The organism is Pseudomonas sp. DY-1 (genome assembly GCF_003626975.1).
Taxonomy (GTDB): domain Bacteria; phylum Pseudomonadota; class Gammaproteobacteria; order Pseudomonadales; family Pseudomonadaceae; genus Metapseudomonas.
In genome coordinates this window covers 2,067,955-2,088,386 of record NZ_CP032616.1, presented here as the reverse complement: position 1 = coordinate 2,088,386, position 20,432 = coordinate 2,067,955, and the positions used below count along the sequence as shown (strand labels likewise).

The window sequence follows — 20,432 nt, the reverse complement described above, 5'->3', positions numbered from 1 at the left end:
TGATGACAAGGAGTGTTAACGATGTTTCGTGTTCGTATTGCCTCGCTATTTCTTGTTCTCTGTTCGCTTTGTCTCGGCTATACCCAGGTTGCGGCAGCAGCGAAGGCTGCGCCTGCAGTGATAGCTGAAAGTTCTTCTAGCCAGGCCAAGCTGAACATCAACTCTGCGGATGAGTTGGCGTTGCAGGACTATATGATCGGAATCGGCGCAGCGAAGGCCAAGGCGATCGTGAAGTATCGAGAGGAGAACGGTCCTTTTTCCTCGGTGGATGACCTTCTCGAGGTTAAAGGTATAGGCGTCAAGACTCTGGAGAAGAGTCGTGACAAGCTGACCGTCGAGTAACGATCAATCGACATCAAGAGCCGGCCTTTCGAGGCCGGCTTTTTTGTTGGCGTCAGGTGGTGTCAGGTGGCGTCAGGTGGCGGCGGGTATGTGGGGGGGAGCTCAGCGCGCTTCAACATGGCCCGGAAGGGTAGAGGGCCGAAGGCTCGAGTCACCTGGGGCGCAGTTCCTGGTGAGAGTTCATCGCCCAAAAGAAAAAGCCCTCGGCATGTGCCGAGGGCTTTTAATTTGGCTCCGCGACCTGGACTCGAACCAGGGACCCAATGATTAACAGTCATTTGCTCTACCGACTGAGCTATCGCGGATCGGATGCGCGTATCTTACTGATTAGAAAGGAGAAGTCAAGCAGCTGCTTGAGCTTCTCCATTTCCGTCTCAGAGTACCTGGGTAATCGCGCGGGTGATGCTTTCCAGGTTGCTGTTGTTCAGCGCGGCAACGCAGATGCGGCCGGTGCTGACGGCGTAGATGCCGAACTCGTTTTTCAGGCGTTCCACCTGCTCGGCGGTGAGGCCGGAGTAGGAGAACATGCCGCGCTGGCGAGCCACGAAGCTGAAGTCGCGCTTGGCACCCTGTGCAGCCAGTTGCTCAACCATGGCAAGCCGCATGCTGTGGATGCGGGTACGCATTTCAGCCAGTTCAGCTTCCCACATGGCACGTAGTTCCGGGCTGTTCAGCACGGAGGCAACCACGGTAGCGCCATGGGTGGGCGGGTTGGAGTAGTTGGTACGGATCACGCGCTTGACCTGGGACAGGACGCGGCCAGCCTCTTCCTTCGAGCCGGTTACCACGGACAGGGCGCCTACGCGCTCGCCGTAAAGCGAGAAGGACTTGGAGAAGGAGCTGGAGACGAAGAACTGCAGGCCGGATTTGGCGAACAGGCGTACCGCGAAGGCGTCTTCCTCGATGCCGGCGCCGAAGCCCTGGTAAGCGATGTCGAGGAACGGCACATGCTCGCGCTCGCGCAGGACTTCCAGAACGGCTTTCCAGTCTTCCAGTTCGAGGTCCACGCCGGTCGGGTTGTGACAGCAGGCGTGCAGTACCACGATGGAGCGAGCGGGCAGGGCCTTGAGGTCTTCCAGCAGGCCGGCACGATTCACGCCGTTGGTGGCTGCGTCGTAGTAACGGTAGTTCTGCACCGGGAAACCGGCGGATTCGAACAGTGCGCGGTGGTTTTCCCAGCTCGGATCGCTGATGGCGACAACGGCATTGGGTAATAGGCGCTTGAGGAAGTCGGCGCCGGTCTTCAGCGCGCCGGTACCACCTACGGCTTGGGTGGTCACAACGCGGCCTTGGGCCAGTAGTTCGGAATCAGCGCCGAACAGCAGCTTTTGCACGGCCTGGTCGTAGGACGCGATACCCTCGATCGGCAGGTAGCCGCGCGGGGCGTGCGCTTCGATGCGGGCCTTTTCCGCTTCAGCTACAGCGCGCAGGAGCGGGATACGGCCTTGCTCGTTGTAGTAGACGCCCACGCCCAGGTTGACTTTGTCGGCACGGGTGTCGGCGTTGAACGCTTCGTTGAGACCCAGGATAGGATCGCGCGGAGCCATTTCGACGGCAGAAAACAGACTCATGATGCGGCAGCTCGGAGGAGGAAGGTGAGGATGGGATGCAACCCCGAACGATGTGCGCTAGGGGTTGCGCAATCGGGCCGGTATTATAGCGGCCCAGACAGTTTGCGGCGACATCGCGCGCAAGCTTTCCGCCAGGTATGACGCCCGTTCTGCCCAGGTGTCACATCCAAAGTCGAGGTCAGCATGTCGGAGTTCCAGCTTGTAACCCGTTTCAAGCCTGCCGGCGACCAGCCGGAGGCCATTCGCCAGATGGTGGAAGGGCTGGAAGCGGGTCTTTCGCACCAGACGCTACTGGGGGTTACCGGGTCAGGAAAGACCTTCAGCATCGCCAACGTCATTTCCCAGGTACAGCGCCCCACACTGGTGTTGGCGCCCAATAAGACATTGGCTGCGCAGCTGTATGGCGAGTTCCGCGCCTTTTTTCCGAACAACTCCGTCGAGTACTTCGTTTCGTACTACGACTATTACCAGCCGGAAGCCTACGTTCCGTCCTCCGATACCTATATCGAGAAGGACGCCTCGATCAACGACCATATCGAGCAGATGCGTCTGTCCGCGACCAAGGCCCTGCTGGAGCGCTCGGATGCGATCATCGTCGCCACCGTCTCGTCCATCTACGGTCTGGGTGATCCGGCGTCCTACCTGAAAATGGTGCTGCACATCGATCGTGGCGACCGTCTCGATCAACGGACCTTGCTGCGCCGCCTGGCTGAGTTGCAATACACCCGCAATGACATGGACTTTGCCCGAGCAACCTTTCGTGTTCGTGGCGATGTCATTGATATTTTCCCGGCGGAATCCGATCTCGAAGCCATCCGTGTCGAGCTGTTCGATGATGAGGTTGAAAACCTTGCGGCGTTCGATCCACTGACCGGTGAGGTTATTCGCAAGCTTCCGCGCTTCACCTTCTATCCCAAAAGCCACTACGTGACGCCTCGCGAGGTGCTTCTCGAAGCGGTGGACAAGATCAAGGAAGAGCTCCAGGAGCGTCTGGAACAGTTGCGCTCAGCCAATAAATTGGTGGAGGCGCAGCGACTGGAGCAACGGACCCGTTTCGATCTGGAGATGATTCTCGAGCTGGGCTACTGCAATGGCATCGAGAACTACTCGCGCTATCTCTCTGGCCGTGCTCCGGGTGAGGCGCCGCCGACGCTCTATGACTACCTGCCAGCGAATGCGCTGCTGGTGATCGACGAATCCCACGTTACGGTTCCCCAGGTCGGCGCGATGTTCAAGGGCGACCGATCGCGTAAGGAAACCCTGGTGGAGTACGGCTTCCGGCTGCCGTCTGCGCTGGACAACCGCCCACTGCGTTTCGATGAATGGGAAGCAATCAGTCCGCAGACCATTTTCGTTTCTGCCACGCCGGGCCCTTACGAGGGTGAGCATGCCGGTCGGGTGGTTGAGCAGGTGGTGCGGCCGACAGGGCTGGTGGACCCTGAGGTGGAAGTACGTCCCGCAACCACCCAGGTGGATGACCTGCTCTCCGAAATTCACAAACGCGTGGCAGTAGAAGAGCGCGTGCTGGTTACCACCCTTACCAAGCGAATGGCGGAGGACCTTACCGACTATCTCGCTGACCATGACGTAAAGGTGCGTTACTTGCACTCGGATATCGACACCGTGGAGCGGGTGGAAATCATCCGGGACCTGCGTGTCGGTGCGTTCGACGTATTGGTGGGGATCAACCTGCTGCGCGAAGGCCTGGATATGCCGGAGGTCTCGTTGGTGGCCATCCTGGATGCCGACAAGGAAGGCTTCCTGCGATCCGAGCGTTCGCTCATCCAGACCATCGGCCGTGCGGCGCGCAACCTGAACGGCAGGGCGATCCTGTATGCGGACAACGTCACCGGGTCCATGCAGCGTGCACTGGACGAGACTGATCGACGCCGGAGCAAGCAAGTGGCCTTCAACGAAGCCCACGGCATCGTGCCGAAGGGCGTGAAGAAGGACATTCAGGACATCCTCGAAGGTGCGACCGTGCCGGGCTCGCGCAGCAACAAGCGCAAGGCCATGGCCAAGGCGGCGGAGGAGAGCGCCCGCTATGAGGCCGAACTGCGTTCGCCCAGTGAGATCACCAAGCGCATTCGCCAGATGGAAGAGAAGATGTTCCAGTTGGCCCGCGACCTTGAGTTCGAGGCGGCGGCCCAAATGCGCGACGAAATCCAGAAGCTGCGGGAGCGCCTTCTCAAGCTCTGAATGGACAAGGGCGCCGCATTGCGCCCTTGCTCTTTGTCTTCAGCGTCTACCGAAAATGATCATCACGACGCCAGCCAAAGTCGCCAGGCAGGCGAGCAGCGCAGCGGCCTCAAGTCGTTCTCCGAGGATCACGAATCCGAGCAGGAGTGCCACTACCGGATTGACGAAGGCGAAGGTCGAAACCAGGCTCGGTTTCACTTCCCTCAGCAGCCAGAAGTAAGCGGGATAGACCCCCAGGCTGACCGGCACCACCAGATAGGCCATCCAGAACCAGGCATCCAGGCTCACGCTGGACAGGTTCACCTCGTGCCAGTCCCCGCGCCAGAGGCCAAACATCGCGAGGATCAGAGTGCCTGTCAGCATCTGCAGGCTTAGGCCCATCCAGCTCGAGCGGAAGGGCGGGCGTTGGCGCAACAGCCAAGCGCCGACCGCCCAGAGGAGGGTGGCCATCACTACCAGTCCGCCGGCGAACCATTGATCGAAGCCCGCTCCACCTCCCAGGCCCTTGCCCATCAGCATCACGATGCCGCCGCTGGCGAGTGCCAGGCCGCACAGGACCCACAGCGGCGGGCGACGGTCGAGCAGCCACTCCAGGGCCACGCTCCAGAGGGGGAGGGTGGTGTAGAGCATCGCCAGCATGCCGGTGGGCAGAAACTGGTTGGCATAGATCAGCGCCCCCTGGCCAACGGCAATCAGCAGGACCCCTCCGACCAGGGCGCCGCCGAAGTCGCTGCGCTGGATTTGCGCCTTGCCGCTGGCCATCACCCAGCCCAGGGCCAGGGAGCCCGCGAACAGGAAGCGCAAGGTGGCGATGACGAAGGGCGGAAGCTCGCGGAGGAGGAAGTGGTTGGCCAGATAGGTGGTGCCCCAGCCGATATAAATCATGGCGAAGGCACCGATCAGGAGAAGGGTGCGGCGGGATGAAGCGTGGGAAGACATGTACAGCCTGAAGCGAAGCGCGCCGATTGTCCGGCGCGGGATTAGTGGGCGGCGGCGCTGGCGCCGCCGGTAGCGCCGACGGGCAGGGCGCGGGTGAGCAGCACAGCGAGCATGCTGATGCCGAGGGCGATGCCGATGAAGTGGAAGGCGTCATTGTAGGCCATGATGGCGGCCTGCTGGTGTGCGATCTCGCTGAGCTTGCCGAGAGCCGCTTGCTCGCTGCCAAGTTTTTCCGTCAGCAGCGCCAGGCGCTCGGCGACCTGTGGGTTGCTCGGCACCAGGGATTCACGCAGGTAGTCGAAGTAGACTTTGGCGCGAGCGTCCAGCAACGTGGCGAGCAGGGCTATACCGATGGCCCCGCCCAGGTTGCGCAGGATGTTGAACAGGCTGGAGGCAGAGCCGGCGTCCTGCGGCTGGATATAGGCGGTGGCAATCAACGACACCGTTACCATCACCAGTGGTTGGCCGAGGGCGCGAATGATCTGGATCTGGTTGAACTGCGGCCCTGCGAAGTCCGGGTTGAGCACGCCAGAGGCGAAGCTGGCATAGCCAAAGAGGCCAAAACCCAGGGCGCAGAGGAATTTGGGCGGGATCACCTTCATCAGCTTGGGGACCAGCGGAATCAGAAACAGCTGCGGGACGCCCATCCACATGATCACTTCACCGATCTGCAATGCGTTGTAACCCTGTATCTGAGCCAGATACAGCGGCAATACATAGATCGAGCCGTACAGACCCATGCCGAGGCCGACGCTCGAAATACTCGACAAGCCGAAGTTGCGGTTCTTCAGGATGCCGAGGTTGATCAGCGGATTGGGGCGCGAGACCTGGAGGATGACGAACAGGATCAGGCTAACCAGCGCAATGCTGCCCAGGCCGACAATCAGGTCCGATTCCAGCCAGTCCTTGCGGTGCCCCTCTTCGAGAAACACCTGCAGGCAACCGAGGCCGACACCGAGCGTCACGATGCCGGCGTAGTCGGTACGCTTCAGCAGTTCCCAGTGCGGTGCTTTCTTCTCCAGACCGTAGAGCAGGCCAGCAATCATCAGCAGACCCGGTGGAACGTTGATATAGAAGATGTACTCCCACCCGAAGTTTTCCGTCAGCCACCCACCCAGGGTTGGGCCGATGGAAGGGGCGAATGTCGCCGTGATGGCGAACAGCGCCATGCCTTTGGCGCGGTGATGCTCCGGCAGCTTGATCAGGGTCAGGGTGAATGCCAGCGGGATCAGCGCACCACCGGTGAAGCCCTGCAGCGCCCGGAAAGCGATCATGCTTTCCAGGCTCCAGGCCAGTGAGCAGAGCAGCGACGAAATCAGGAAGCCGATGGAGACCCAGACCGCCAGGCGCCGCGCAGAGAGCAGCTGCACCAGCCACGCGGTGAGCGGAATCATGATGATTTCGGCCACCAGGTAGGAGGTGGAAATCCATGAACCTTCTTCGAGGGTGGCGGAGAGCGCGCCCTGGATGTCCTTGAGCGAGGAGTTGGTGATCTGGATGTCCAGTACCGCCATGAAAGCGCCAAGCATGGCGCTCATCACGGCTATCCAATCGCGTCGAGTCGGTTCGCCAGTGGGGCGAACCAGTACGTCACCCGCCATGGTTCTCGGCCTTCAGGCGTACTTTGACCAGAACGGACATGCCGGGCCGGATGCGGCCTTTGAGCGGGTTGTCAGCGGCGAAAATCAGCTTCACCGGAATACGCTGGACCACTTTGGTGAAGTTGCCCGTGGCGTTATCCGGCGGAAGCAGGCTGAACTGTGCGCCAGAAGCGGCGAAGAGGCTATCCACGCGGCCTTCGATGGGGGTGTCCGGGAAGCTGTCGAACACCAGTTCCGCGGTCTGGCCCGGCACCATGCGTTCGATCTGGGTTTCCTTGAAGTTGGCCTGGACCCAGATGTCTTCGTCCGGTACCAGGGACAGCAAATGAGCGCCCACCTGTACGTACTGGCCATTACGCGCAGCGCGTTGGCCAACGCGGCCGTCGATGGGGGAATGGATTTCAGTACGGCTGAGATTCAACTCTGCCTGGGCGACCTCGGCACGCGCGGTGGCGATCTGCGCCTGCAGGCGCTTGATCTCGGCGTTCAATGCATCCACTTGCTGGCGCTGTGCCTTGAGGTCGGCCTCTGCCTTGGCAACCTGGGAGCGGGCGACGCGGGAGTCGGCGGACAGGGTGGTAACGCGCTCCTCGGAGACGTAACCAGGCTTGCGCAGGGTCTGGGCGCGGGATAGGTCGATCTGGGTGCGGCCAAGGGTGGCCTGGGTGGCTGCGACGTCAGCCTGGCTGGCGGCGATCAGGCTGGACTGCTGGACCAGTTTGCTCTGCGCCTGGGCCAGTTCGGCTTCGCGCGTATCGAGCTGGGCCCGGGCCCGCTCCAGCGCGAGCTTGAAGTCGTCAGCGTCGAGTCGCACCAGGACATCGCCTTTCTTTACTTGCTGGTTATCGCTGACCAGCACTTCGTCGATGCGCGCACCCAGTTGGCTGGAGACGCGGGTGATCTCGCCCTGAACGTAGGCGTTGTCAGTGGATTCGACGAATCGGCCGATCAGCAGCCAATGGGCGAAGAGGCCAGCGGCGACCAGGACCACCAGAGCAATGAAGATGAATAGGCGGCGTTGCAGTTTGGCAGGCATGGAAAGTGTGACTCGAAGTCTTTGCAGAATGTTGCGAATCTAGCAGTGTTCCGTGCTCGCCAATAGCCAGTACAATTCAGAAACTTTGTTGCTTATAGGGAACAATAATGGGGCTGGATGATGCGCTGATCTTCACTCGCGTAGTCGAGTGCCACAGCTTCACCCAGGCTGCGCATAGCCTGGGTATGCAGAAATCGACCGTCAGTCGCCGTATTGCGCTTCTGGAAGAGCGGCTCGGCGTGCGTCTGCTCAATCGTACGACTCGCAAGCTGCGCCTGACCGAGGTCGGGCTGGCTTATTACGAGCGGTGCCGCCAGATCATGCTGGATTTCGCTGAGGCCGAGCAGGCGGTCATGCAATTGCAGCAGGAGCCCTCCGGCCTTTTGCGCGTTACTGCCCCTATCGAATTTGGCCAGCTGTTCCTCGGCAAGGTGCTGGGCAGTTTCATGCGCCAGTACCCACAGATCACTGCTGAGGTCGAGATCACGTCGCGCAATGTCGATCCACTGGAAGAGGGCGTGGACATTGCGATCATGATCGGCCAGCCGCAGGACTCCACACTGATCGCTCGCAAGCTGTTCGAAAGCGGTCGTCGGCTTTGCGCCAGCCCGGCCTACCTCGCTGCCCATGGCACGCCGCGCACGGTAGAGGCACTGGCCGGCCATCGTGCCGTCCTGCTGCCTCAGGACTCCCAGCGCTACTGGATGTTGCAGGGTGAAAGCGTGCCCTGCCAGCGCGTCCTTTATTGCAACAACATCACTTTCGCCCGCGAGGCAGTATTGGCAGGCGCTGGCATTGCAGGGTTGCCGTTGATGTTCACCGAGTCCGCTGTGCAGCGTGGCGAGCTGATCGAGCTGCTACCCGAGGCGCGACTGCCAAGCGGTGAGATATATGCCGTCTATCCGTCGCGGCGCTTCCAGGCGATGAAGGTCAAGGCGTTTCTCGACTTCCTGATGCGCAGCCTGCCGGTACAGGAAGGACACTTGCTGGAGCCGACGGCGGCCAGCCTGATAAGATCGCGCCTTTGATCCACCTTGAGTTTCGAGACCATTCCATGACCACCGTCCGTACCCGTATCGCGCCGTCGCCCACCGGTGACCCGCACGTGGGCACCGCCTACATCGCCCTGTTCAATCTGTGTTTCGCGCGCCAGCACGGCGGTCAGTTCATCCTGCGTATCGAGGACACCGACCAGCTGCGTTCCACCCGCGAGTCCGAGCAGCAGATCTATGACGCTCTGCGTTGGCTCGGTATCGAATGGGATGAAGGTCCGGACGTTGGCGGCCCACATGGTCCGTATCGCCAGAGTGAGCGTGGCGAAATCTACAAGAAGTACTCCCAGGAGCTGGTGGATAAGGGCCACGCGTTCCCTTGCTTCTGCACTGCCGAGCGGCTGGACAAACTGCGCGCCGAGCAGACCGAACGCAAGGAAACCCCGCGCTACGACGGCCATTGCATGCATCTCGCCAAAGATGAGGCAGAAAAGCGCATTGCCGACGGTGAACCCCACGTCGTGCGCATGAAGGTGCCGAGCGAGGGTGTCTGCGTGGTCCCGGACATGCTTCGTGGTGATGTTGAAATCCCGTGGGATCGCATGGACATGCAGGTCCTGATGAAGACCGATGGCCTTCCGACCTACTTCCTCGCCAACGTGGTGGATGACCACCTGATGGGCATCACCCATGTGCTCCGTGGCGAAGAGTGGCTGCCCTCGGCGCCCAAGCTGATCAAGCTCTATGAGTACTTTGGTTGGGAGCAGCCCAAGCTCTGCTACATGCCGCTGCTGCGCAATCCGGACAAGAGCAAGCTGTCCAAGCGCAAGAACCCCACCTCCATCACCTTCTACGAGCGTATGGGGTTCCTGCCCGAAGCGATGCTCAACTACCTGGGTCGAATGGGCTGGTCGATGCCGGACGAGCGCGAGAAGTTCTCGCTGGCTGAGATGGTCGAGCACTTCGATCTGTCGCGTATTTCGCTCGGTGGTCCGATCTTCGACCTGGAGAAACTCTCCTGGCTGAACGGCCAGTGGATCCGGGAGCTGCCGGTGGAGCGTTTTGCCGCCGAGATACAGAAATGGGCGCTCAATCCCGAGTACCTCATGCGTATCGCGCCGCACGTGCAGGGCAGGGTGGAGACTTTCAGCCAGATTGCGCCTTTGGCCGGATTCTTCTTCTCCGGTGCGGTGCCGCTGGACGCCAAATTGTTCGAGCACAAAAAGCTGAGCCCTGACCAGGTGCGCCAGGTCATGCAACTGGTTTTGTGGAAGCTGGAATCCTTGCGTCAGTGGGAAAAAGACCGCATCACCGGCTGCATTCAGGCCGTTGCCGAAAGCCTGGAACTCAAGTTGCGAGATGTGATGCCGCTGATGTTCCCTGCCATCACGGGGCAGGCCAGTTCGGTTTCGGTGCTGGACGCCATGGAAATCCTGGGGGCTGACCTCAGCCGCTTCCGTTTGCGTCAGGCCATCGAGCTTCTCGGCGGTGTGTCGAAGAAGGAAACCAAGGAGTGGGAGAAGCTTCTCGCGGCCATCTCCTGATGGCCCTTCGGTCGGTGCGGGGAAGGTCCTGTGCTGACCGAGGTCGGGTAAGTGTTTGTTCTTCCAGATAAAAAAGTTCGGTTCGTAGAAAAAATATTGTTGACAGCAGGAGGGGGCGCCCCTAATATGCGCCCCGTCCTCGCGACGGGGCTATAGCTCAGCTGGGAGAGCGCTTGCATGGCATGCAAGAGGTCGACGGTTCGATCCCGTCTAGCTCCACCACTCTTTTCGGAGTGGGTCGCGAAAAGGCATGAAGGTTTCGTCCCCTTCGTCTAGTGGCCTAGGACACCGCCCTTTCACGGCGGTAACAGGGGTTCGAGTCCCCTAGGGGACGCCATTTTCCAGCAGCATCGGTCAGTCGGTGCAGCCGAAGCAATTCGGGGCTATAGCTCAGCTGGGAGAGCGCTTGCATGGCATGCAAGAGGTCGACGGTTCGATCCCGTCTAGCTCCACCAAATACGATGCGCCACGCATCGCAAGGGTCAGTCCGAGGGTTGGCCCTGTTGTTCGAAGGTTTCGTCCCCTTCGTCTAGTGGCCTAGGACACCGCCCTTTCACGGCGGTAACAGGGGTTCGAGTCCCCTAGGGGACGCCATTTTCCAGCAGCATCGGTCAGCCGGTGCAGCCGAAGTAATTCGGGGCTATAGCTCAGCTGGGAGAGCGCTTGCATGGCATGCAAGAGGTCGACGGTTCGATCCCGTCTAGCTCCACCAAATCGATGCCATGCGCATCACTCAGGGCCAGCCTAAGCGCTGGCCCTGCTGTTCGAAGGTTCTGTCCCCTTCGTCTAGTGGCCTAGGACACCGCCCTTTCACGGCGGTAACAGGGGTTCGAGTCCCCTAGGGGACGCCACTTTCAATTTCCCGCTTTGCGGGCTTTTCAAGGGTCATTCCAGCTTGGGATGGCCCTTTTGTTTTTCTGCCCTGTTTTTTCAGTACCGACGAATGGTTTCGCGGTCGTCTTGCGTTTTTGTATTACACAAATAATATTATGAGTGTAATTCAACTGGAGGCTGACATGAGCGAGAAGAAAGCCCAGACCCGTGAACGCATCTTGCAGGCCGCCGCTTCGGCCATGCTGCAGCACGGTCCGCAGGAGCCGGGTGTAGCTGATGTAATGGGTGCTGCCGGATTGACGGTGGGCGGTTTCTACGCTCATTTCGCCAGCAAGGATGCCCTGATGCTGGAAGTGTTCGAGCAGCTGTTGCGTAAGCGTCGCGATCTCATGGCTTTGATCGATCAATCCCTTCCTGGCGCGGAAAGGCGTGCTCTCGCCGCCGGCTTCTATTTGTCGCGCAAGCACCGGGATGCCACGCGCTCAGGTTGCCCACTTCCCAGTTCCTTGAGTGCGATGGCGCAGCTGCCGGGTGCGTACCGGGAGTTGCTGGTGGGGCACCTGGAAGTACTCAGTGCCAGGATGTGCGACAGCCCTGAGGAGGTCGACATGGCGCTCGCTGATATCGCGCTCATGGTGGGCGGATTGGCTTTGGCGCGGGCCCTGGGTGAGGGTGATCTATCCGATCGAGTACTGCGTGCCGCCAAGTCGGCGGTCATTTGAGGAGTCTGATGATGAATAGCCTGAGCCTCATTCGCGGCGTAAACGCTACCCTTGGCCGTCTGGCGCCGCGGGTCGTAGCCCGCCGCATGCGTCGCCAGTTCATGACTCCCCGCAACCTGGCCCCGCGGGAATGGGAGATGCAGTTGCTCGGCACCTCAGAGCGGATCACCTTGCGCTTTGGTCTTTCCGCGCTGCGCTGGGGAAGCGGTCCAACGGTCTTGCTGATGCATGGCTGGGAGGGGCGTCCGACCCAGTTCGCCAGTCTGATCGAGGCGTTGGTAGCGGCCGGCTATGGAGTGGTGGCGCTGGATGGTCCTGCCCATGGGCGCTCGCCCGGACACGAAGCGAATGTGGTGCTTTTCGCCCGGGCATTGCTGGAGGCCGCAGGGGAGTTGCCGCCGCTGCATGCGGTTATCGGGCACTCCATGGGCGGTGCGAGTGTCCTGCTGGCCAGCCAGATGGGCTTGCGTGCCAAGGCTCTGGTGAGCATCTCCGCTCCCAGCCGAATCCTTGGGCCATTACGTAGCTTCGCCCGTTTCATGGGGCTGCCGCCAAAAGCACGAGCTCATTTCGTCAATCAGGTGGAACGGCACGCGGGCATCTCCGTTGCCCACCTCGACGTGGAGCGTTACCAGATGGATATACCCGGTCTGGTAGTGCACGCCGAGGACGATCCGCTGGTGCCGGCCGCGGATAGCCAGGCCATCCACGATGCCTGGTTCGACAGCCAATTGCTCCGACTGGAGCAAGGAGGCCACCAGCGTTTGCTCGCCGATACCCGCGTGATCCAAGCCGTGCTAACTCTACTGGCCCAGGTTCGGGACGCCCGCCTCGGAGCAGAAGCTCTGCGTTGAGGCTGGCAGGTGACCTGCCGACAGTGCTCTACTTCCAACGTTCACCGACCCGTTCTGTTCGCTTGCGAGAATGAGCTGGGGACTTTGCAATGTGGAGAGCTGACATGAGCCTGACGATGGATGTGGTGCTGCAGCGGGCGCGACCGGTTCTGCCCGTACTGGTGATCGAAGATACCGGGTTGGCCCTGGACCTCGCCGGGGCGCTGAGCGCGGGGGGGGTCGAAGTGCTGGAGGTGACCCTGCGTACGCCGCGGGCGCTGGACGCGCTGGCGGCGATCCGCAAGGAATTCCCGGACCTGCTGGTGGGCGCCGGTACCTTGATCCATACCGAGCAATTCCTCGAGGCTCGCGACGCCGGAGCGCATTTTGCCGTCAGTCCTGGATGTACCGAGCGCCTCGCGGCTGCCGCCGAAGACTCCGGCCTGCCGTACCTGCCTGGCGTGATGACGCCCTCCGAGGTTCTGCTGGCGCTCGAGTACGGCTATCGCTCCCTGAAGCTATTCCCGGCCAATGGCAATGGCAGTGTGAAGATGCTGAAAAGCCTCAAGGGGCCGTTTACCGGCATCCGTTTCTGCCCGACCGGCGGCGTCACCCCGGACAATCTGCCCAGTTTCCTGCGCCTGCCCAATGTGGCCTGCGTGGGCGGCACCTGGATCGCGCCTTCCAGCCTGATCCGTGCCCGCGCCTGGGACCAGATCACTCAACTCGCCACAGAGGCCCGCGAACTGGCCTGCAACCTGGAGCAGCATTCATGAACTGGGACATGCCCACTCCCTTCGTCATCGATATCAAGGTGGCTGCCGAAGACATCGATGGCCTTGGTCACGCCAACAACGCCGTGTATGTCAGTTGGTTGGAGCGTTGTGCCTGGCGGCATTCCCAGAATCTTGGGCTGGACCTGGCCGAATACCGCAGACTCGACCGCGCCATGGCGGTGTTGCGGCATGAGATCGATTACCTTGCTGCAGCCTATGAGGGCCAGGAGCTGCAGATGGCGACATGGATCGTGGAGTCGGACCAACGCCTGAAGATGGATCGGCGCTTTCAACTGATGCGGCCGGAAGATGGCGCCACCCTGTTGCGGGCGAAAACCACCTTCGTCTGCATCGAACTTTCCTCGGGCAGGCCGAAACGCATGCCGACCGAGTTCGTCGAGGGCTATGGCCAGGCGCTGCAGCCGCCTTTTCCGCTGGAACTCTGAAGCTCAGTCCGCCGCCGGAGCGAGGAGCACCTCGTGCTGGTTCTGCACGATACGAAAATGACGGACTTCGCCAGGCTGGAAGATGGCCGACTGCGGGTCGCCGGCAAGCAGCCCGGAGCAGTAGCCGGCCCCGTTCTGCGCCACTCTCAGCGCGACCTCGCCTGCAGGTACCGGGATACTCACCGACTGGCCCGGCGCTATTTTCGCCACGAGTTCGTTCTGTACGTAAAGGTCGATGTCGCATGCGTTCGGGGTGTTCTCGTCACGACTGACCAGAAGCTCGCCGATGGCGTCCGGCGCCGGTTGCAGCGCAGGTGACATAATCGCCTCGCTGGCGGCGAAAACTGCCGTGGCGGCCAGCGTGAGTGCGGCAAGGACGGGTACGAGCGAATTCATCGTGGCGTTTCTCCTGCGCTGAATCGGTGAAAGTTCGACCACCAGTCCAGCCGGATGCTCCCCGGGATATTCGCCGTCCGTCATGCTGCGTAAACTACGCGCCTTTTTCCTGTGAGCCTGTAATCCATGCAAATCGCCCTGGCCCCGATGGAAGGGCTGGTCGACGAAATCCTTCGCGATGTGCTGACCCGTGTCGGTGGCATCGACTGGTGCGTGACCGAATTCATCCGGGTTTGCGACCGTCTGTTGGCGGCCAGTACCTTCGAAAAGTTGGCCCCCGAGCTGGCCGATGGCGCGCGCACCCGCGCCGGTACGCCCATGCGCGTGCAATTGCTGGGTTCCGATCCGGTCTGCCTGGCGGATAACGCAGCCTTTGCCTGCGAGCTTGGGGCACCGGTGATCGACCTCAATTTCGGCTGCCCGGCCAAAACCGTGAACAAATCGCGGGGCGGTGCGGTCCTGCTCAAGGAGCCCGAACTGCTCCATGCCATCGTTTGCGAAGTGCGCCGCGCCGTGCCCACGGATATCCCGGTGACAGCGAAGATGCGTCTCGGTTTCGACAGCCCCGACGGCGCCCTGGATTGCGCGCGCGCTCTGGCCGATGGCGGTGCCCAGCAGATCGTGGTGCACGCGCGAACCAAGGTCGAAGGCTACAAGCCTCCAGCGCACTGGGAGTGGGTGGCGCGGGTGCAGGATGCGGTCAAGGTGCCGGTCTTCGCCAATGGCGAGGTCTGGACCCTGGCTGACTGGCGCCGCTGTCGCGAAGTGAGCGGGGTGGAAGACATCATGCTTGGCCGAGGTCTTGTGTCGCGACCCGACCTGGCTCGACAGATTGCGGCAGTGCGCGCCGGAGAGCCGGTGGTGGAAATGACCTGGGCGGAGCTTCAGCCGATGCTCCAGGACTTCTGGCGCCAGGCCAGGCGCAAGCTGGCTCCGCGCTATGCGCCGGGGCGCCTGAAGCAGTGGCTGGGCATGCTCACCCGCAGCTATCCCGAGGCGGTCGCGTTGTTCGCAGAGGTTCGCCGGGAGAATGACTGCGCCCAAATCGACGCCTTGCTCGGAGTTCCGGACCTGCAGAGAGAGTGGGCTGAAGCCGTCTGAGCCTCAGCGGCCGCCCGAGACATCGAGGAAGCTGCCGCTGGTATAGGACGCTTCCTCGCTGGCCAGCCAGAGGATCGCTGTAGCCACTTCCTCCGCTTCACCGCCTCTCCCCATGGGCACCGACTGGCGCACGCGCTCGACACGGTCCGGTTCGCCGCCGCTGGCATGGATCTCGGTGTGGATCACTCCAGGGCGCACTGCGTTGACGCGAATCCCTTCTCCCGCCAGTTCCTTGGCCAGCCCCAGGGTCATGCTGTCGATGGCCCCCTTGGCGGCGGCGTAGTCGATGTACTCGTTGGGAGCACCAATGCGCGCGGCGATGGACGACAGGTTGACGATGGCGCCGCCCTGGCCGCCATGCCGGGTCGACATGCGCTTGATGGCTTCCCGGGCGCAGAGAAAGCTGCCCACTACATTGGCCCGCAGCACCCGCTCGAAGCGAGCCACGTCCATATCCTCCAAGCGCATCTGGCGCTCCAGCATACCGGCGTTGTTGACCAGCACATCCAGCCGCCCGAACTCTCGGTCCAGGCGGTCGAACATTTCCAGTACCTGGGATTCATCACCGACATCCGCGCACAGGGGGAGCGCACGGCCGCCAGCGGATTCGATTTCGCGTGCCAGGGTTTCAGCCGCTTCCCGCTGCTGTCGATAGTTGATGCCCAGGGCGTAGCCGCGTTGTGCGGCGAGGCGGGCCGTGGCGGCACCGATGCCACGGCCAGCACCAGTGATCAGCATGACTTTCTGCATGGGATTTCCTTGGGGGCTTGAAATGCTTTCGGCTGTCCTTATCTAGGGTACTGCGGGACGCCGAAGTCGGGTCCCGCACTTCAACCACTTGCTGATTATTCAGGAGATTTTCATGAGCACTGCATTTTCCCTCGCCCCTCTGTTCCGTCATTCCGTGGGCTTCGACCGTTTCAATGACCTGTTCGAATCCGCCCTGCGCAATGAAAGTGGCAGCACCTATCCGCCCTACAACGTCGAAAAGCACGGTGACGACCAGTACCGTATCGTCATCGCCGTGGCCGGCTTCCAGGAAGAAGACCTGGAGCTCCAGGTCGAGCGCGGCGTGCTGACAGTGGGTGGCGGCAAGCGTGAGAAGAGCGACGAATCCGTCACCTATCTGCACCATGGCATCGCCCAGCGTGCCTTCAAGCTGTCCTTCCGCCTGGCCGACCACATCGAAGTCAGGAATGCTGGCCTGCAGAATGGCTTGCTGAACATCGACCTGGTGCGCGTGGTGCCAGAAGAGGCCAAGGCCAAGCGCATTCCGATCAACGGGCAGCACGCAGTGCTGGAGAACTGATCTCCTGGCATCACCCTGAAAGGAAGAGGGCGCCTACGGGCGCCCTTTTTCATGCCTGGTTTCAGGCGGGCGGAGGTCGTTGCTGGCTGTGGGCCAGTAGCGCGCGGAACTCCGACAGCGGCACCGGCTTGCTGTACAGGTAGCCCTGGTACAGGTGACAGCCCTGTTGCTCGAGGAATGCCAATTGTTCGTCGCGTTCCACCCCCTCGGCGATAATTTCCAGCCCCAGGCTGCGTGCCATGGCGACAATCGCACGGATGATTTCGGCGTCGTTGGGGTCCTGGGTGGCGTCGCGAACGAATGACTGATCGATTTTGAGCGCGTCGACCGGTAACCGCTTCAGGTAGGTCAGGGACGAGTACCCGGTGCCGAAGTCATCCATCGCGAAGCTGGTACCGAGCTTCTTCAGGCGTCGCATCTTGCCAATGGTGTCCTCGATGTTCTGGATGACGATGCCCTCGGTGACCTCCAGTTTCAGTAGCTGGGCAGGTAACTGGCTCCGTTGCAGGCTGCGTTCGACCCGCTCGACGAAATCGCTCTGGCGGAACTGCCGTGGGCTGATATTCACGCACAGGCTGAATTCACCGGCTTCGACCAGGCCCTCGGCCGTCAGCTGCTCGCAGGCGTTGCACGCTTCATCCAGTACCCAGGCACCCACTTCGAGGATCAGGCCGCTTTCCTCCAGTACCTGGATGAACTGGCCGGGCGACTGCTGGCCCAATGTCGGATGCTGCCAGCGGAGCAAGGCTTCTGCCCCTACCACGCGGTTGTTGCGGGCATCCACCTGGGGCTGGAAATGCAACTCGAACTCCCCGCGGGCCAAGGCCTGGCGCAGGTCGTTCTCCAGGCGCAAACGTTCGCTGGCTGCTTCCTGCATGGTGCTGCGGAAAATCTGGATGGCGTTCCGTCCGGAATCCTTGGCGCGATAGAGAGCGATGTCGGCACGTTTGAGCAGATCCGCCGGGCTGGCCCCGTGGTCCGGGATCAGGGCGATGCCGATACTGGGAGTGACCTGGAGACGGTGTCCGTCGAGCAGCATGGGTTCAGCCAGCAGCTTGCGCAGCTTGTCGGCGATCTCGCGAACCTGCCGGGTGACTTCCGACCGCTTGCCTTCGAGTCCGGTGAGCAGCACCACGAACTCGTCGCCGCCCAGGCGCGCTACGGTGTCTTCCAGTCGCACACTGGCTTCCAGGCGGGCCGTGACCATCATCAGTACGGCATCGCCGACGGGGTGGCCGAGCGAGTCGTTGATGTGCTTGAAGTGGTCGAGGTCGAGGAAGAGCAGGGCGCCACGCATGTGGTGGCGCTGCAGCAAGGCGATCTGCTGGGTCAGGCGATCGGTTAGCAGGGCACGGTTGGGCAGGTTGGTCAGCGGATCGTGGTAGGCCAGGTGCTGGATCTGTGCCTGGGCGTCCTTGAGCGCACTGATGTCCCGTGCAGTCAGCAGCAGGCAGGGCGTGCCGTCCAGCTCGATCTGCTCCACCGAGACTTCCACCACCTTCTGGCTGCCATCGCGGTGCTGGCCCAGCATCTCCAGGTGGTGGACGCGGCCATTGCGTGTGATCAGTTCAATCAGGTGCTCGCGTTCTGCTGGATCGGCCCAGATGTTCATTTCGCTGACGGTGCGGCCCAACACCTCGTCGGCACGGTAGCCGGTCAGGCGGCTGAAACCTTCGTTGACCTCGATGTAGCGGCCGGATTCGCGCTCGGTGATGGTGATGGCGTCGGGGCTGGAGTGGAATGCCTTGGCGAACTTCTCCTGGCTGGCCTTGAGTGCGGCCTCAGCCTGTTGGCGCGCGGTGATGTCCCGGAAGGTCGTGGTGATGCAAAGCTGGCGTTCGACGCGTATGAAGCGGCTGGAGACCACGCACGTCAACAGGCGGCCATCGCGGGTCAGGAAGCGCGCTTCCACGTTGTCCAGGCCCTGGTCGCGCAGCAACTGGCCGAACAGGCTCGAGCGCTGCTCCGGGTCTGCCCAGAATTGAATGTCCGGAGCGCTGCGGCCGACGATCTGCTCAGGCTGCCAGCCGAACACCTCGCTGAAGCTCGGGTTGATCTCGATGAACAACCCGTCGCGGATTCGCGAAACGCAAATGGGGTCGGGGCTGACCTGGAACAGGGTGACGAACTTCTCTTCCGAGGCCGCCAGGCGTTGCTCGCGGCGGACCCGTTCGCTGATGTCCATGAGGATGCCGGTCATCCGCTGTGGCCGGCCCAGCTCGTCGCGATAAAGCTTGGCGGTGCTCTCCAGGTAATGCACTTCGCCGTCGGCGAAACGTGTGCGATAGGTCACCTGGTAGTCGTTCTCGTGACCCTCCAGAAGTCCCTGGTAGGCACGGCGCATGCTCTGGCGGTCTTCTTCCGGTACGCATACGAAGAAGTCACGAAACTCGCCTTCGAAGGGTTCCTTGGCCAGGCCGTGCAGGGCCGATGCGCGGGCCGAGCCGTACAGGGTGCCGTTGGTGATGTGCCAGTCCCAGGTGCCCAGGTCGGCGGATTCGAGCGCCAGGTTGAGGCGCTCCTGGCTGTCCTTGAGGGCCTGTTCCTGGGTACGCTGGCGGGTGACGTCGCGGACGGTCAGCACCAGGCAGGTGCGGCCATTCAGTTCGATCTCCTCGCCGTAAAGCAGGCAGATGGCATGGCTGCCATCCCGTCGCCTGAGATTCACTTCCAGTTCATCGAGGCGGCCGTCGCGCTGCAGGGTTTCGAGCATTGCATGACGTTGCGCCGGGTCTTCCCAGATACCCAGTTCCAGGGAGCTGTGGCCGATGGTTTCTTCCTGGCTCCAGCCGAACTGACGCTCGAAGCCGACATTGATCTCCAGGAACAGGCCACTGGCGCGATCGGTTATCACCACGGCTTCTGGCGTGCTGCGGAAGGCCTTGGCGAACTTCTCTTCGCTGATGCGCAGCGCATTCTCCGCGCGCTTGCGTTCGGTGGTGTCGAGGAAGGTGCTGATGAGGTACGGCTCGCCTTCCAGCTCGACGTATTGGCTCGAGAGCAGGCCATCGAGGATGCGGCCGCTGCGGGTGCGCAGCTTCACTTCCTGTGCAACCGGCGAGCTGCTGCCACGGGCATTGCAATGCAACCATTCGCGCTGGCTGAGATCCTCCCAGATGCCCAGGTCCAGGGTGGTACGGCCAATGGTTTCGCTCACCGGCCAACCCAGCACGTCCTCGAAATGCTGGTTGGCTTCGACAATCCGGCTGTCGCTGAGGCGAACCAGTAGCACCACGTCCGGACTCAGGTGAAAGAGGCTCGAGTAGCGTTGTCTCGAGTTGACCAGTTCCTGGGCGCGTTGCTGCTGTTGTGTGACGTCCCTGATGACGCCAACCATGCGACGTTTCCCGTTGCCTTGGGGTTGCAGACTGCCATTGATTTCCAGCCAGTGCAGGCTGCCGTCGGGCCAACGGATGCGGTGGCGCATGGCGCGTTCCGCCTGGCGCCCGGCGAGAGCTTCCTGGAACAGGCGCAGCACTTCGACGCGATCGTCTTCGGGAATCAGTTGTATGTAATCAACGGGTTCGCTGAGCGGCTGGCGCGGGTCCAGCCCGAATAGTGCCTGGGCACCTCGTGACCAGCTGACCTGGCCGGTATCGATATCCCACGACCAGGCGCCAAGTCGGGCGCCGTTCAGCGCTGCGAGCAGGCTGGTGGCGTCCTGCCAGGATTGCTCGAATGCGACAGGGTCAAGGGCAGGAATATGGGGGAATGGAGGATTCGGCTCACTGGCTTTGCGCATGCGCGCCCCTTTCCGGCGATAGGGCAGATGTTCGGGTCGGTGAACTGCA

17 protein-coding genes and 7 tRNA genes are annotated in these 20,432 nt (G+C 61.8%); 16 read left to right on the top strand and 8 right to left on the bottom strand.

Annotated features, from left to right (window positions below; translation table 11 throughout):
* The first annotated feature begins 21 nt into the window (after positions 1-21).
* The gene (locus D6Z43_RS10080) at positions 22-342 is read left to right on the top strand and encodes a ComEA family DNA-binding protein (RefSeq protein WP_120651798.1); all 321 of its coding nucleotides are present in this window, start codon (positions 22-24) and stop codon (positions 340-342) included.
* 229 nt (positions 343-571) lie between these two features.
* Here the strand turns inward: D6Z43_RS10080 and D6Z43_RS10075 are convergent.
* Positions 572-647 (bottom strand) — tRNA-Asn (locus tag D6Z43_RS10075).
* A 69-nt stretch (positions 648-716) separates the two neighbouring features.
* Complete coding sequence (locus D6Z43_RS10070) at positions 717-1,913, bottom strand: amino acid aminotransferase (protein WP_120651797.1); 1,197 nt, start codon at positions 1,911-1,913, stop codon at positions 717-719.
* A 183-nt stretch (positions 1,914-2,096) separates the two neighbouring features.
* Between D6Z43_RS10070 and uvrB the strand changes: the two genes are divergently transcribed.
* Entirely contained in the window at positions 2,097-4,112 is a 2,016-nt protein-coding gene (gene uvrB / locus D6Z43_RS10065) for an excinuclease ABC subunit UvrB (protein ID WP_120651796.1), read from the top strand.
* A 39-nt stretch (positions 4,113-4,151) separates the two neighbouring features.
* Here uvrB and D6Z43_RS10060 read toward each other — a convergent pair whose 3' ends face one another.
* From D6Z43_RS10060 to D6Z43_RS10050, 3 genes are read right to left on the bottom strand one after another with little or no spacing between them, the layout of a single operon-like run.
* Complete coding sequence (locus D6Z43_RS10060) at positions 4,152-5,051, bottom strand: EamA family transporter (protein ID WP_120651795.1); 900 nt, start codon at positions 5,049-5,051, stop codon at positions 4,152-4,154.
* A gap of 41 nt (positions 5,052-5,092) precedes the next feature.
* Positions 5,093-6,592: an MDR family MFS transporter gene (locus D6Z43_RS10055; protein ID WP_162945894.1), complete on the bottom strand. Its 1,500-nt coding sequence runs from the start codon at positions 6,590-6,592 to the stop codon at positions 5,093-5,095.
* A gap of 49 nt (positions 6,593-6,641) precedes the next feature.
* Positions 6,642-7,688 (bottom strand): HlyD family secretion protein, encoded by a 1,047-nt coding sequence (locus tag D6Z43_RS10050; protein ID WP_120651793.1) that lies wholly within the window; start codon positions 7,686-7,688, stop codon positions 6,642-6,644.
* 107 nt (positions 7,689-7,795) lie between these two features.
* Between D6Z43_RS10050 and D6Z43_RS10045 the strand changes: the two genes are divergently transcribed.
* From D6Z43_RS10045 to D6Z43_RS09990, 12 genes are all read left to right on the top strand, one after another.
* Positions 7,796-8,716 (top strand): LysR family transcriptional regulator, encoded by a 921-nt coding sequence (locus D6Z43_RS10045; protein ID WP_120651792.1) that lies wholly within the window; start codon positions 7,796-7,798, stop codon positions 8,714-8,716.
* A 26-nt stretch (positions 8,717-8,742) separates the two neighbouring features.
* Positions 8,743-10,224 (top strand): glutamate--tRNA ligase, encoded by a 1,482-nt coding sequence (gene gltX / locus D6Z43_RS10040; protein WP_120651791.1) that lies wholly within the window; start codon positions 8,743-8,745, stop codon positions 10,222-10,224.
* Positions 10,225-10,370: 146 nt separating this feature from the next.
* A tRNA-Ala gene (locus D6Z43_RS10035) sits at positions 10,371-10,446 on the top strand.
* Between the two features lie 39 nt (positions 10,447-10,485).
* Positions 10,486-10,561 (top strand) — tRNA-Glu (locus D6Z43_RS10030).
* 42 nt (positions 10,562-10,603) lie between these two features.
* Positions 10,604-10,679: transfer RNA gene (locus tag D6Z43_RS10025), tRNA-Ala, on the top strand.
* Positions 10,680-10,742: 63 nt separating this feature from the next.
* Positions 10,743-10,818, top strand: a tRNA-Glu gene (locus D6Z43_RS10020).
* 42 nt (positions 10,819-10,860) lie between these two features.
* A tRNA-Ala gene (locus tag D6Z43_RS10015) sits at positions 10,861-10,936 on the top strand.
* Positions 10,937-10,999: 63 nt separating this feature from the next.
* Positions 11,000-11,075, top strand: a tRNA-Glu gene (locus tag D6Z43_RS10010).
* Between the two features lie 165 nt (positions 11,076-11,240).
* Positions 11,241-11,780 carry a TetR/AcrR family transcriptional regulator gene (locus tag D6Z43_RS10005; protein ID WP_120651790.1) on the top strand — a complete coding sequence of 180 codons (540 nt, stop codon included), beginning with the start codon at positions 11,241-11,243 and terminating at the stop codon, positions 11,778-11,780.
* Between the two features lie 11 nt (positions 11,781-11,791).
* Entirely contained in the window at positions 11,792-12,634 is an 843-nt protein-coding gene (locus tag D6Z43_RS10000) for an alpha/beta hydrolase (RefSeq protein ID WP_120651789.1), read from the top strand.
* 104 nt (positions 12,635-12,738) lie between these two features.
* Positions 12,739-13,389, top strand: a complete 651-nt coding sequence (locus tag D6Z43_RS09995; RefSeq protein WP_120651788.1) for a bifunctional 4-hydroxy-2-oxoglutarate aldolase/2-dehydro-3-deoxy-phosphogluconate aldolase — start codon at positions 12,739-12,741, stop codon at positions 13,387-13,389.
* A complete protein-coding gene (locus D6Z43_RS09990) occupies positions 13,386-13,835 on the top strand; it encodes a thioesterase family protein (RefSeq protein ID WP_120651787.1) in 450 nt (149 codons plus the stop codon). Before D6Z43_RS09995 ends, D6Z43_RS09990 begins: the two co-directional genes overlap by 4 nt.
* Positions 13,836-13,838: 3 nt before the next feature.
* On the opposite strand, the gene D6Z43_RS09985 is transcribed toward D6Z43_RS09990, so the two are convergent.
* Positions 13,839-14,231 carry a hypothetical protein gene (locus D6Z43_RS09985; RefSeq protein ID WP_120651786.1) on the bottom strand — a complete coding sequence of 131 codons (393 nt, stop codon included), beginning with the start codon at positions 14,229-14,231 and terminating at the stop codon, positions 13,839-13,841.
* A 126-nt stretch (positions 14,232-14,357) separates the two neighbouring features.
* Here D6Z43_RS09985 and D6Z43_RS09980 point away from each other — a divergent pair, with 126 nt between their 5' ends.
* Complete coding sequence (locus tag D6Z43_RS09980; RefSeq protein WP_120651785.1) at positions 14,358-15,332, top strand: tRNA-dihydrouridine synthase; 975 nt, start codon at positions 14,358-14,360, stop codon at positions 15,330-15,332.
* A 3-nt stretch (positions 15,333-15,335) separates the two neighbouring features.
* Here the strand turns inward: D6Z43_RS09980 and D6Z43_RS09975 are convergent, their stop codons facing one another.
* On the bottom strand, positions 15,336-16,082 hold the full coding sequence (locus tag D6Z43_RS09975; protein WP_120651784.1) for an SDR family oxidoreductase: 747 nt from the start codon (positions 16,080-16,082) through the stop codon (positions 15,336-15,338).
* Positions 16,083-16,194: 112 nt separating this feature from the next.
* Here D6Z43_RS09975 and D6Z43_RS09970 point away from each other — a divergent pair, with 112 nt between their 5' ends.
* Positions 16,195-16,641: an Hsp20 family protein gene (locus D6Z43_RS09970; protein WP_120651783.1), complete on the top strand. Its 447-nt coding sequence runs from the start codon at positions 16,195-16,197 to the stop codon at positions 16,639-16,641.
* Positions 16,642-16,702: 61 nt separating this feature from the next.
* Here the strand turns inward: D6Z43_RS09970 and D6Z43_RS09965 are convergent, their stop codons facing one another.
* Positions 16,703-20,383, bottom strand: coding sequence for a PAS domain S-box protein (locus D6Z43_RS09965; RefSeq protein WP_120651782.1), 3,681 nt, complete (start codon positions 20,381-20,383; stop codon positions 16,703-16,705).
* Positions 20,384-20,432: the final 49 nt, after the last annotated feature.

Excerpts from the sequence above, each read along its gene's own strand:
- D6Z43_RS10045 (WP_120651792.1), top strand. The coding sequence starts at position 7,796 with ATGGGGCTGGATGATGCGCTGATCTTCACTCGCGTAGTCGAGTGCCAC.
- D6Z43_RS10070 (WP_120651797.1), bottom strand. The coding sequence starts at position 1,913 with ATGAGTCTGTTTTCTGCCGTCGAAATGGCTCCGCGCGATCCTATCCTG.
- D6Z43_RS10080 (WP_120651798.1), top strand. The coding sequence starts at position 22 with ATGTTTCGTGTTCGTATTGCCTCGCTATTTCTTGTTCTCTGTTCGCTT.
- D6Z43_RS09985 (WP_120651786.1), bottom strand. The coding sequence starts at position 14,231 with ATGAATTCGCTCGTACCCGTCCTTGCCGCACTCACGCTGGCCGCCACG.
- D6Z43_RS09990 (WP_120651787.1), top strand. The coding sequence starts at position 13,386 with ATGAACTGGGACATGCCCACTCCCTTCGTCATCGATATCAAGGTGGCT.
- D6Z43_RS10005 (WP_120651790.1), top strand. The coding sequence starts at position 11,241 with ATGAGCGAGAAGAAAGCCCAGACCCGTGAACGCATCTTGCAGGCCGCC.
- D6Z43_RS09995 (WP_120651788.1), top strand. The coding sequence starts at position 12,739 with ATGAGCCTGACGATGGATGTGGTGCTGCAGCGGGCGCGACCGGTTCTG.
- uvrB (WP_120651796.1), top strand. The coding sequence starts at position 2,097 with ATGTCGGAGTTCCAGCTTGTAACCCGTTTCAAGCCTGCCGGCGACCAG.
- D6Z43_RS10060 (WP_120651795.1), bottom strand. The coding sequence starts at position 5,051 with ATGTCTTCCCACGCTTCATCCCGCCGCACCCTTCTCCTGATCGGTGCC.
- D6Z43_RS10050 (WP_120651793.1), bottom strand. The coding sequence starts at position 7,688 with ATGCCTGCCAAACTGCAACGCCGCCTATTCATCTTCATTGCTCTGGTG.
- D6Z43_RS09970 (WP_120651783.1), top strand. The coding sequence starts at position 16,195 with ATGAGCACTGCATTTTCCCTCGCCCCTCTGTTCCGTCATTCCGTGGGC.
- D6Z43_RS09975 (WP_120651784.1), bottom strand. The coding sequence starts at position 16,082 with ATGCAGAAAGTCATGCTGATCACTGGTGCTGGCCGTGGCATCGGTGCC.
- D6Z43_RS09965 (WP_120651782.1), bottom strand. The coding sequence starts at position 20,383 with ATGCGCAAAGCCAGTGAGCCGAATCCTCCATTCCCCCATATTCCTGCC.
- D6Z43_RS10000 (WP_120651789.1), top strand. The coding sequence starts at position 11,792 with ATGAATAGCCTGAGCCTCATTCGCGGCGTAAACGCTACCCTTGGCCGT.
- gltX (WP_120651791.1), top strand. The coding sequence starts at position 8,743 with ATGACCACCGTCCGTACCCGTATCGCGCCGTCGCCCACCGGTGACCCG.
- D6Z43_RS09980 (WP_120651785.1), top strand. The coding sequence starts at position 14,358 with ATGCAAATCGCCCTGGCCCCGATGGAAGGGCTGGTCGACGAAATCCTT.